This window comes from Nakamurella sp. PAMC28650 (assembly GCF_014303395.1).
Taxonomy (GTDB): Bacteria; Actinomycetota; Actinomycetes; order Mycobacteriales; family Nakamurellaceae; genus Nakamurella.
In genome coordinates this window covers 4,731,489-4,742,151 of record NZ_CP060298.1, presented here as the reverse complement: position 1 = coordinate 4,742,151, position 10,663 = coordinate 4,731,489, and the positions used below count along the sequence as shown (strand labels likewise).

General features: G+C 69.5%; 10 protein-coding genes. 8 read left to right on the top strand and 2 right to left on the bottom strand.

Annotation, left to right across the window (positions count from 1 at the left end; all coding sequences use genetic code 11):
* The first annotated feature begins 30 nt into the window (after positions 1-30).
* Complete coding sequence (locus H7F38_RS21570) at positions 31-759, top strand: YqjF family protein (RefSeq protein WP_187091704.1); 729 nt, start codon at positions 31-33, stop codon at positions 757-759.
* A 39-nt stretch (positions 760-798) separates the two neighbouring features.
* Here the strand turns inward: H7F38_RS21570 and H7F38_RS21565 are convergent, their stop codons facing one another.
* On the bottom strand, positions 799-1,845 hold the full coding sequence (locus H7F38_RS21565; RefSeq protein ID WP_187091703.1) for a nicotinate-nucleotide--dimethylbenzimidazole phosphoribosyltransferase: 1,047 nt from the start codon (positions 1,843-1,845) through the stop codon (positions 799-801).
* A gap of 240 nt (positions 1,846-2,085) precedes the next feature.
* Between H7F38_RS21565 and H7F38_RS26125 the strand changes: the two genes are divergently transcribed.
* The 7 genes from H7F38_RS26125 to H7F38_RS21530 all read left to right on the top strand — a co-directional run bounded on the left by H7F38_RS26125 (position 2,086) and on the right by H7F38_RS21530 (position 10,086).
* Positions 2,086-2,391 (top strand): hypothetical protein, encoded by a 306-nt coding sequence (locus H7F38_RS26125; protein WP_255498108.1) that lies wholly within the window; start codon positions 2,086-2,088, stop codon positions 2,389-2,391.
* A 169-nt stretch (positions 2,392-2,560) separates the two neighbouring features.
* Positions 2,561-3,718 carry an acyl-CoA dehydrogenase family protein gene (locus H7F38_RS21555; protein WP_187091702.1) on the top strand — a complete coding sequence of 386 codons (1,158 nt, stop codon included), beginning with the start codon at positions 2,561-2,563 and terminating at the stop codon, positions 3,716-3,718.
* A 464-nt stretch (positions 3,719-4,182) separates the two neighbouring features.
* Positions 4,183-6,867, top strand: a complete 2,685-nt coding sequence (locus H7F38_RS21550; RefSeq protein ID WP_255498107.1) for a valine--tRNA ligase — start codon at positions 4,183-4,185, stop codon at positions 6,865-6,867.
* Between the two features lie 338 nt (positions 6,868-7,205).
* Entirely contained in the window at positions 7,206-8,582 is a 1,377-nt protein-coding gene (locus H7F38_RS21545; protein ID WP_222618740.1) for a folylpolyglutamate synthase/dihydrofolate synthase family protein, read from the top strand.
* Complete coding sequence (locus tag H7F38_RS21540; protein WP_187091700.1) at positions 8,579-9,013, top strand: DUF4233 domain-containing protein; 435 nt, start codon at positions 8,579-8,581, stop codon at positions 9,011-9,013. The genes H7F38_RS21545 and H7F38_RS21540 overlap by 4 nt, the downstream gene beginning before the upstream one ends.
* Positions 9,014-9,079: 66 nt before the next feature.
* Positions 9,080-9,490 (top strand): nucleoside-diphosphate kinase, encoded by a 411-nt coding sequence (gene ndk / locus H7F38_RS21535; RefSeq protein ID WP_187091699.1) that lies wholly within the window; start codon positions 9,080-9,082, stop codon positions 9,488-9,490.
* On the top strand, positions 9,487-10,086 hold the full coding sequence (locus tag H7F38_RS21530) for a GNAT family N-acetyltransferase (RefSeq protein WP_187091698.1): 600 nt from the start codon (positions 9,487-9,489) through the stop codon (positions 10,084-10,086). Before ndk ends, H7F38_RS21530 begins: the two co-directional genes overlap by 4 nt.
* A 14-nt stretch (positions 10,087-10,100) precedes the next feature.
* Here H7F38_RS21530 and H7F38_RS21525 read toward each other — a convergent pair whose 3' ends face one another.
* Entirely contained in the window at positions 10,101-10,376 is a 276-nt protein-coding gene (locus H7F38_RS21525; protein ID WP_187091697.1) for a hypothetical protein, read from the bottom strand.
* Between the last annotated feature and the right edge of the window lie 287 nt (positions 10,377-10,663).

Genomic DNA, 10,663 nt, shown 5'->3' with positions numbered 1-10,663 from the left:
TGCCGGACCAACGAACGGGAAGGCGCGGACATGGTGGTGCATGCGGTCGCTCCGCCGCTGTCGGGAGCCTCGCTGTCGGCGCAGCACTGGGAGAACCTGACGTTCCTGCACTGGCCGGTGGAGCCGGCCGCGGTGACGGAGTTCATGCCGCCCGGGGTGCGGCCCGATGTCATCGACGGCTTCACCTACGTCGCGCTGGTGCCGTTCCAGATGCGCGGCGCCGGACCCGGTGGCCGACTTCCGGTCCCGTACTTCGGTGACTTCTGCGAGACCAACGTCCGGCTGTACTCGGTCGACGAGCAGGGCCGCAGCGGCATCGTGTTCCGGACGCTGGAGGCCGATCGACTGGCGACCGTGCTGCTGGCCAGGTTCGGTCTCGGTCTGGCCTACACGTGGTCGAAGATGAGCGCCGTGCACGCCGGGGACCTGTGGCGCTACGAGTCGGCCCGGCGCTGGCCGAGATCGGGGCGGGCCCCGCTCCGCAGCGCGCTGACCATCCGGGTGGGCGATCCGGTCGAACCCACTCCGCTGGAGATCTGGCTGACCGCACGGTGGGGCCTGCACACCCGGCTCGCCGGACGCACCGTCTGGATCCCCAACGAGCACGGTGCGTGGCCCCTGCGTTCGGCCGAGATCCTGGATCTGAGGGACGATCTCGTCGACGGGGTCGGCGTTCCGGTTGCCGGGGACATGCTCCGGCCGCTGTTCTCCCCCGGGGTCAGGACGACCTTCGGCCTGCCGACCGTCGTCACCGGCTGACGCCTGCGGCTCCGACGATCCGGAGCCGGACGGAGAAGCTCAGAACAGGTCGGGATCCCAGTCGTCGATCGCGTCCTCGGTTCTGCTGCTGCCCGCGTCGGCGTCGGCGTCGGCCGCTGATCTCGCGACCGCCCGCACCGTCGGGACCAGCAGCAGGGCCCCGGCGGCGTCGCCCAGCCGCAGGGACCAAGCGGTCAGCGGGTCCCGGCCGAGCAGGTCGAGCAACCGGCGGTGGCTGCGCTCCTGGGACAGGGAGGTGGCCACGACGTAGGCATCGGCCCCCGGCGCGATGCGGTTGGCCAGCAGTGCGGCCGCCGTGCTGGGTACGTCGTCGATCATGACCAGGATCCCGCGCACGGCGGCCTGCGCGATGAAGCCGGTCAGAGCAGCGAGGTCGGCGCCGCCGGCCAGCCGCAGCATGGTGTGAGCATCCGTACCGGCGAGACGGGTCCGGTAGAGGGCGTCCCGGACGGCGGCGACCTTGCGGATCCAGGCCGCGTCCCCGATCCCCGACCCACGGGACGTCGCCTCGACGGGCTCCATCCCGGTCAGGCCGGCCACCACCACCGCGGTCGCGGTACTGGACCCGACGCCGCAGAGCGTCCCGATCAGCAGGTCGGCTCCGGCGTCGATCTCGGCGTCGGCGATCTGCTTGCCGGCCAGCAGTGCCGCGTCGATCTCGTAGTAGGTCAGCGCGTCCTCGATGTCGATCCGGCCCGATGACCTCCGGACCTTCAGCGAGGTGTCCACCCCGGTGTCGGTGAGGTTGGCGTCCACGGCGACGTCGACCACCTTGACCCCCACGTCCGCCCCCGACGCAATGGAACAGATCGGCCCGCTCCCGCCGGCCAGGTCGGTGGCCCGGCGGGCGGTCTCCGTGGCCGGGTGAGCCGACACGCCGAGGGAGGAGACCCCGTGATCGCCGGCGAAGACCACCAGGCGCGGACGCTCCAGGACGCCGTGCCCGGGTAGTGCGCAGGCCTCCAGCAGGCGGATCAGGGGACCGAACGTGCCCAGCAACGGGTGTGGTGCCGGGGCACTGCCGCCCAGGTGCGGCGGTGTCACCTGGCCGAATTCGACAGTCACTCGTGGGTCCTCCTGCTCAGCACGCAGGTGCGCGCCCGGCTCACGCTACCGTCGGGTGCGCGGTGGGCACGTCCCGCCCGTGCCGCCCCGCCGGTCGAGCCTTCGCGAACCCGACGACGGTGTCATCGGTCGCGACCGTGACCGGTGCAGTCGCAGTGCCAGTGCAGTCGCCGTGCAGTCGCAGCCATCCCTGGCTGCCACCGAGAAGTCGGCCCGGTGCCGACGAAAGGATCGTCCAGCGTGAACCAGGACAAGAACGTGCCCCGGGTGGTCGACCATTCGGTCGAGGCCGAAACCGACGCTGCGTCGGCCAACTGGCGCTGGATCTACGCGGACGAGGCGGGGGTGGCGATGGCCGGACCCTCCGTACCCGAGGCCGTCTTCCTGACCCAGCAGGCCGCCGAGGACTGGCTCGGCGAGGAGTTCCCGGAACTCTCGGCGTCCGGCATCGCCACCGTCACCCTGATGGACGGTGAACACGCGGTCTACGGGCCGATGTATCTGACTCCCGACGGTGGCGGCGCGGTGGCCGAGGCCGAGTTCTGAGCCGAGCGCCCGGGCGTTCTTGTTAACCGCCGTTCACTTCTGGCATCCTGGAGATCACCGCCACCGGCACTGCCGCTGGTGGCGGTCCCGACCAACGGGAACCCCGACCACCCGGCCCTCGACGACCGGGACCCGACCGCGGGGGCCCGAACACCCTGGAAGGATCCAGATGGCCGACTTCTCCGACCCCGCCGAGTACGCCGACCTGCGCGCGGCCGTTCGCGAGATCACCGCAGCGCACGGTCCCGCCGAATTCGCCGAGCACGGCCGTACCTCGACGCCCCAGTCCGGCCTGTGGTCCGACCTGGGCAAAGCCGGCTTCATCGGCATCAACGTGCCGACCGAGTACGGCGGTGGCGGTGCCGGGATGAGCGAGCTCGCGGTGGTCGCCGAGGAGTCGGCCGCAGCCGGCTGTCCGCTCCTGCTGTTGCTGGTGTCCAGCGCGATCGGCGTCGAGGTCATCGCCCGGCACGGCTCGGCGGCGCAGAAGCAGGAGTGGCTGACCCAGCTCTCGGACGGCAGCGTCAAGATGGCGTTCGCGATCACCGAGCCGGATGCCGGATCGAACTCGCACCGGATCACCACCACCGCGGTGCGCGACGGTGACGACTACCTGATCTCCGGGAGCAAGTACTACATCTCCGGTGTCGACGAATCGGCCGCGATCCTGACGGTCGTCCGCACCGGGGTGGACGAAATCACGGGCAAGGCCAGGATGTCGCTGTTCATCGTGCCCACCGATGCCCCGGGTCTGACCGCGAACGTGCTCCCGGTCGCCGCGCAGATTCCGGACAAGCAGTTCACCGTGTTCTTCGACCAGGTCAGAGTCCCGGCCTCGGCCCTGATCGGCGCCGAGGGCGAGGGGCTGCGTCCGCTGTTCGACGGGCTGAACCCGGAACGGATCGCCACCGCTGCCCTCTGTGTCGGGATCGGCCGGTACGCCGTCGAGGTGGCGGCGGCCTACGCCAAGACCCGCGACGTGTGGGGCACACCGATCGGCAGCCACCAGGGGGTCTCGCACCCGCTGGCCCGGGCGAAGATCGCGGTGGAGGTGGCTGCGCTGATGACGGCCAAGGCCGCGTGGCAGCACGACCGGGGACTGCCGGCCGGCGAGGCCTCGAACATGGCCAAGTTCGCGGCTTCGGAAGCCGCCATCGCGGCGGTCGATGCCGCCATCCAGACCCACGGAGGCAACGGGCTGAGCGTCGAATACGGGCTGGTGCCGCTCTGGGGCATGGCCCGCCTGCTGCGCATCGCCCCGGTGAACAGCGAGATGGTGCTCAACTACGTGGCCCAGCACACGCTCGGTCTGCCCAGGTCCTACTAGCGACGGGCGGGTGCCGGGCCGGTCGCAGATGGTCCGGAGCTCTGTGCGGGGTTCGGCGAAGTCGCAGAGGCGCTGAGATCACCTGTCGACCACGGGATCGAGTGGTCGAAGGTGATCTGGACCGGGGTGAATCGCCGGTGCAGAGGCGTCTGGTCCGAAACATCCGATAGCGAAGGTCTGGGTCCCCGTAGTCGGGGTACCCAGACCTTCGCTATCGACCGTGCCGCAGACGGAAGGGGCGAGCCGGCGCCCGAATCAGCCGCCAGGTCCATGCCGGCCGGCTTGAGGGCAGACGGCGTCGCACCATCGGGCTCGTTCCAGCTCGGACGTACGGGGTCGGCCCCGGGATCTCCGGCCGCGATCGTCGACCGGAACTTCGGTGCGGCCGCTCCGACCGGGCCGGGTTGGGGTCCGGTGATTGCGCGCTGGGAGAACGGGTTCGCCCGCGGTCCTAAACTGGGACGGTGAACGCAACGCCCGCCGACCTGTCTACGCCGCCCGGTGCACCCGGCCTCCCGTCCCACTACGACGCGGCCGCGGTCGAGGTACCGCTCTACCAGCGGTGGCTCGCGGCAGGCTACTTCCACGCGGACGAGCAGAAGGTGCTCTCCGGTGAGCGCAGGCCATTCTCGATCGTCCTGCCGCCGCCGAACGTCACCGGCGACCTGCACATCGGGCACGCTCTGGACCACACATTGCAGGACATCCTGGCGCGCTGGCACCGGATGTCCGGCGACGAGGTGCTGTGGATGCCCGGCATGGACCATGCCGGGATCGCCACCCAGAACGTGGTGGAGAAGCAACTGGCCCTCGACGGCAAGACCCGCCACGACTTCGGCCGAGAGTTGTTCGTGGAGAAGGTGTGGGACTGGAAGCGGGATTCCGGTGGGGCGATCCTGGGTCAGATGAAGCGCCTCGGCGACTCCGTCGACTGGAGCCGCGAGCGGTTCACCCTGGACGACGGCCTGTCCGCGTCGGTCCAGACCATCTTCAAGAAGATGTTCGACGACGGCCTGATCTACCGGGCCGAACGGATCATCAACTGGTGCCCGGGGTGCCTGACGGCGCTCTCGGACATCGAGGTCGACCACTTCGACGACGAGGGCGAACTGGTCTCGATCCGGTACGGCGACGGGGAGACCGCGATCGTGGTGGCGACCACCCGGGTGGAGACCATGCTGGGCGACACCGGGATTGCGGTGCACCCGGACGACGAGCGCTACGCCCACCTGGTCGGGACCACGGTGGAACTGCCGCTCGTCGGCCGACAGATCCCGATCGTCGCCGACGAGCACGTCGATCCGGCGTTCGGCACCGGCGCGGTCAAGGCGACCCCGGCGCACGACCCCAACGACTTCGAGATCGGCCGCCGACACCACCTGCCGGCCATCACCATCCTCACCGAACAGGCCGACATCGTCGGCACCGGTACGCCTTTCGACGGCATGAACCGATTCGAGGCGCGCTCGGCGGTCAAAGAGGCACTGCGCGGAGAAGGTCGGATCGTCGGCGAGAAGAAGCCGTACCTGCACGCCGTCGGGCACTGTTCGCGCTCGGGTGACGTGGTCGAGCCACGGCTGAGCCTGCAGTGGTTCGTCGACGTGGCCCCACTCGCCAAGTCGGCCGGCGAGGCCGTCCGGGAGGGCCGGACCAGGATCCATCCGCCGGAGTTGGCGCCGCGGTTCTTCGACTGGGTCGACAACATGCACGACTGGACCATCTCCCGCCAGCTGTGGTGGGGTCACCGCATCCCGGTGTTCTACGGGCCCGACGGCGAGATCCGTTGCGTCGGGCCGGACGACGAACCGCCGGGCGAGGGCTGGGTGCAGGACCCGGACGTGCTCGACACCTGGTTCTCCTCGGGGCTCTGGCCGTTCTCGACCATGGGCTGGCCGGAGCAGTCGGATACCCTGCGGGCGTTCTACCCGACGTCGGTGCTGGTCACCGGGTACGACATCCTGTTCTTCTGGGTGGCCAGGATGATGATGTTCGGCACCTACCTCGGCGGCACCGGGGACCTACCCCCGGTCCCCTTCGAAACCGTTGCGCTGCACGGTCTCGTCCGGGATCAGTTGGGCAAGAAGATGTCCAAGTCCAAGGGCAACGGCGTCGACCCACTGGCCTGGATCGAGAAGTTCGGAGCCGACGCCGTCCGGTTCACGCTGGCCCGCGGTGCGAACCCGGGGGCGGATCAGGCGATCGCGGAGGACTGGGTCGGCGGCTCGGCGAAGTTCTGCACGAAGCTGTTCAACGCCACCAGGTTCGCGATGATGAACGGTGCGGTGCTGCCGGAGGATGCCCTGAGCGCCGATGACCTGACACCGGCGGACCGCTGGGTGCTCGACCGACTCGACTCGGTGATCACCGAGACCGGCGCCCTGCTGGTGGATTTCCAGTTCGGCAAGGCGGCCGAGGGTCTCTACCACTTCGCGTGGGACGAGGTCTGCGACTGGTACCTGGAACTGGCGAAGGTGCAGATCTCCTCCAGTGCGGACAGTTCCGCGGATCCCGAGCACCGCCTCCGGACGACGAAGGCGGTGCTCGGCACCGTCCTGGACGGCCTGCTGAAGTTGTTGCACCCGTTCGTCCCGTTCGTCACCGAGACGCTGTGGACAGCGCTGACCGTGGGCGAGTCCCTCGTCATCGCGCCGTGGCCGGTGGCCTCCGGACGCCCGGCGGATCCGGCCGCTGCCGGCTGGGTCGCCGACATCAAGATCCTGACCTCGGAGGTGCGGCGCTTCCGGTCCGATCAGGGGCTCGACCCCAAGCGCAAGGTGCCGGCCCGGCTGGTCGGCGGCGATGCAGGGGTGAACGCCTTCGCTGCCGCCCTGACCAGGCTGACCACGGCCGGCGAGGACTTCGCCGCCACCGCGTCGATCGAGGCTGCACTGGCCGGTGGATCGGTCCACGTGGAACTGGACACCTCGACCGCGGTGGACGTCCCGGCCGAGATCGCCCGGCTGGAGAAGGATCTCGCCGTCGCAGCGAAGGAGATCGTCGACACCGCCGCCAAGCTGGCCAACGACTCCTTCATGGGCAAGGCGCCTGCTCCGGTGGTCGACAAGATCAGGGCCAGGGCGGCGAAGGCGGCCGCGGATGTCGACCGGCTGACCAGACGGCTGGGCGAACTGAAGGGCGGCACAGCATGACCGGCGGCGATTGGGACGACGAGCAGGCGGACGGGGCCTTCCGGCCGTTCGTCAACGACGACCAGTCCGGTGTGGAGCGCGACGCGTTCGGCCGGGACGACCGTGGACGACGGGCGAAGGGGGACATCGAGCCGGGAGACCACCCGGACGACGTCAACCCCGAGGATCGGCCGGAGGCTCCCGGTGGCGGGACCCCGATCCCGCCCACGCCCGGCGCGGAGGAAGACGACTGGGACGAACAGCACCCGGACGGCCCGCAGCCGGCGTTGGTCGGCGCGTTCGTCGACCACGATGCCGAGATCGCCGCCGCCACCGCAGACCTCGACGAGGATGCCGGGATGATCGTGCCCGATTCGCCGCCCCTGACGCTGGCCGCCGTCGAGGATCTGATGAACGCCCGTCGCCCTGAGACGCAGATCTCCCCGACGACGGCGCGGATGGTCGCGTTGATGGACCTCATCGGCAACCCGCAGCGGGCCTACCCGGTGATCCAGGTGGCCGGCACCAACGGCAAGACCTCGACCGCCAGGATGATCGATGCGCTGGTGACGCGGGTCGGACTGCGGACCGGTCGGTTCATCTCGCCGCATCTGCAGTCGGTCACCGAACGGATCAGCCTCGATGGCGAGCCGATCGATCCCGAGCTGTACGTCTCCATCTACAGCGACATCGCGCCCTACGTCGATCTCGTCGACGCGGCCAGCATGCAGGACGGCGGGATCGCGCTCTCGAAGTTCGAGATCCTGACGGCCATGGCGTTCGCCGCGTTCGCCGACGCGCCGGTGGACGTGGCGATCATCGAGGTGGGGCTCGGCGGGACCTGGGACTCGACCAACGTCGCCGACGCCAAGATCGCGGTGGTGACGCCGATCGGGCTCGACCACCAGGACTTCCTGGGCAACACGGTGGCCGAGATCGCCTCCGTCAAGGCCGGGATCATCAAGTCCGATGCGGTCGCCATCATCGCCCGTCAGCAGCCGGAGGCGATGGACTCGCTCCTGCGCCGGACGGTCGAGATGGACGTGGCGGTGGCCCGTCAGGGGAGCGAGTTCGATGTCCTGGAGCGGTCTTTCGCCGTCGGCGGCCAACGTCTGAGCCTGCAGGGACTCGGCGGCGTGTACGACGACATCTTCCTTCCGCTCGCGGGGGAGCACCAGGCGGAGAACGCCAGCGTGGCGCTGGCCGCGGTCGAGGCGTTCTTCGGTGCCGGAGCCGGACGGCAGCTGGACGTGGCTGCGATCCAGGACGGTTTCGCGGCCGCATCCTCGCCGGGCCGGCTGGAACGTGTCCGGACCTCGCCGACGATCCTGATCGACGCGGCCCACAACCCGGACGGGGCAGCCGCGCTGGCCAAGGCGCTGGCCGCCGAGTTCTCCTTCGCGAGGCTGGTCGGCGTGATCGCGGTGATGGCCGACAAGGATGTCGCCGGGATTCTGACGGCGTTGGCCGACTCGTTCGACGAGGTGGTGGTGACCGTGAATTCCTCACCGAGATCGATGCCGGTGGCCGATCTCGCCGACCTCGCCGTCGAGATCTTCGGCGAGGAGAAGGTGCACACGGCCGACCGGATGGACCATGCGATCGCGCTGGCCGTCGACCTCGCCGAGGGCGCGGCCGAACCGGGCGAGGGTGCCGCCGGTAGCGGTGTGGTGATCACCGGATCGGTCGTCTCCGCCGGAGACGGACGCGCGCTCGCAGGATTGAGGCCGGCATGACAGAACCGATCGAGCCGGGAGCCGAGCAGTCGACGGGACCGGCTCCCGCTCCGACCACGCGTCCCTACGACCCCGAACGCGGACTGCGCGGCGTGATGTCGGCGACCCTGATCCTCGAGGCGCTGGTGGTGCTGCTGGCCATCCCGGTCGCCCGGAACACTGGTTCCGGCACCAGCGCGCTGGGCGTGATCCTGATCTGTCTGCTGGCCGTCGCGCTCATCCTGGCCTGCAAGTACGTGACGCGCCCCTGGTTCGTCCCGGCGGCTCTCGGACTACAGGGGCTGATGATCATCGGTTGGCTGATCACCCCGTCGCTGGGCGTGATGGGGATCGTGTTCGGGTTGGTGTGGGCCCTGGTCATCTGGTTCCGCAACGAGTTCCGCCGGCGCCTTGCGGCCGGTACCCTTCCTGCGCCCACCCCACCTGCCTGAGTCCCGAGAACAGCAGTCCGAGAACAGCAGCCCGAGAACATCCCCCATCCCGAGGAGTACATCGTCGTGTCCGAACGCACCCTGGTCCTGGTCAAGCCCGATGGGGTCGCCCGCTCGCTGGTCGGCGAAGTCATCTCCCGAATCGAGCGCAAGGGCCTCGGGCTGGTTGCCCTGGAGATGCGGACGGTCAGCGAGGAGACCGCGAAGGCCCACTATGCCGAGCATGCGGAGCGGCCGTTCTTCCCGTCCCTGATCGAATTCATCACGTCCGGCCCGGTGGTGGCCATGGTCGTGGTGGGGGATCGTGCGATTCCGGCGTTCCGTCAGCTGGCCGGCGGCACCGACCCGGTCGACAAGGCGACCCCCGGAACGATCCGGGGCGACTTCGGTCTGCAGACCCAGTTCAACCTGGTGCACGGGTCCGACTCGCCGTCCTCCGCCGAGCGTGAGATCGGCCTCTGGTTCCCCCGCCTGTGACCGAACATCCGCTCTTCCAGCGGCGACAGGCGGAAACCACCGGTCCGGTCGACGTGCGCCGGGTCGGGCCCGGAACGTCCATGGCCTCCGACAACGCCTTCGCCCTGGCGCTGCTCAACCTGTGGGAACGAGTCTCGGAGGCCGGCGGCGCGGTGGGGTTCACGGTGCCGGTCGACCGGTCGGCGGTGGGAGCTGCGGTGTCGGTGGTGATCGACGACCTGCGCTCCGGGCGAGCCTTCGCCTTTGCCGCGACCCGCGGGCGGGACATCGTCGGGTTCGCGATGGTGCGGCCCGGAAAGCAGACCACGGCGCACACCGGTCGGATCAGCCAGGTGATGGTCGATCCGGGAGTCCAACGATCCGGTGCCGGTACCCGCCTGGTGCAGGCCGTCATCAGGCTGGCCGGTGAGCTCGGGCTGGAGAGAATCCGGCTGGGCGTGCGTGACGGAACCGGGCTGGACGGGTTCTACCGACGGCTGGGCTTCGTCGAGGCCGGCCGTCTGCCGGCATGGATCAGGGTGGCCCCCGATGACGACCGCGACGAGGTACTCATGGTGCTGGAGATCCCACGCCGAACCGAACCCGACCGGACCTAGTCGACCTGCTGCGGTCAGCGGTGCTGCCGGGCGCGTCCGGTCCGGAGGAAGGCCCAGGCCAGCAACGCGATACCGAGCACCAACGTGGTGATGCCGATGATCACCGGGACGGTGATGTCCAGTCCGGTGGTGGCCAGCGCCATCGGATCGGGATGGGCACCGGCCGGAGTGACGGCCGGGCTGACGTCGTCCACCTCGGCCGCGGCGGCGGCCGGGGCGATGAGCAGGAGCGCCAACAGGGTGAGCGCAGCGAGACCGGCAGCTGCCGACATGCGCCTGGCCTTGGGCATCGTCCGCTCCTGTTCCGGTCTCTTCCCGCGGCCTTCCGGCCTTGCAGGCGGTTGAAATCCTGGTGGAATCCTAGAATTCATGTAGCTGCAGCTCACGGTGTAGACGTATGAAGACGATCGCGGTGCCATCGAAAGGTACGTCCATCCGGGTGAATCTCCAGGTCGATTCTACTAGGGATCCGTCGTCTTGACGTGTTCTTGACCTGGTGTCGTCGTCTCGGCCGGGCATCCTGGCCTCGGATGAATCTGCTCCGGAGCACATCGGGCCGAGCTGTTCGGACCCCAGC

Excerpts from the sequence above, each read along its gene's own strand:
- H7F38_RS21570 (WP_187091704.1), top strand. The coding sequence starts at position 31 with ATGGTGGTGCATGCGGTCGCTCCGCCGCTGTCGGGAGCCTCGCTGTCG.
- H7F38_RS21555 (WP_187091702.1), top strand. The coding sequence starts at position 2,561 with ATGGCCGACTTCTCCGACCCCGCCGAGTACGCCGACCTGCGCGCGGCC.
- H7F38_RS21545 (WP_222618740.1), top strand. The coding sequence starts at position 7,206 with ATGATCGTGCCCGATTCGCCGCCCCTGACGCTGGCCGCCGTCGAGGAT.
- H7F38_RS21540 (WP_187091700.1), top strand. The coding sequence starts at position 8,579 with ATGACAGAACCGATCGAGCCGGGAGCCGAGCAGTCGACGGGACCGGCT.
- H7F38_RS21525 (WP_187091697.1), bottom strand. The coding sequence starts at position 10,376 with ATGCCCAAGGCCAGGCGCATGTCGGCAGCTGCCGGTCTCGCTGCGCTC.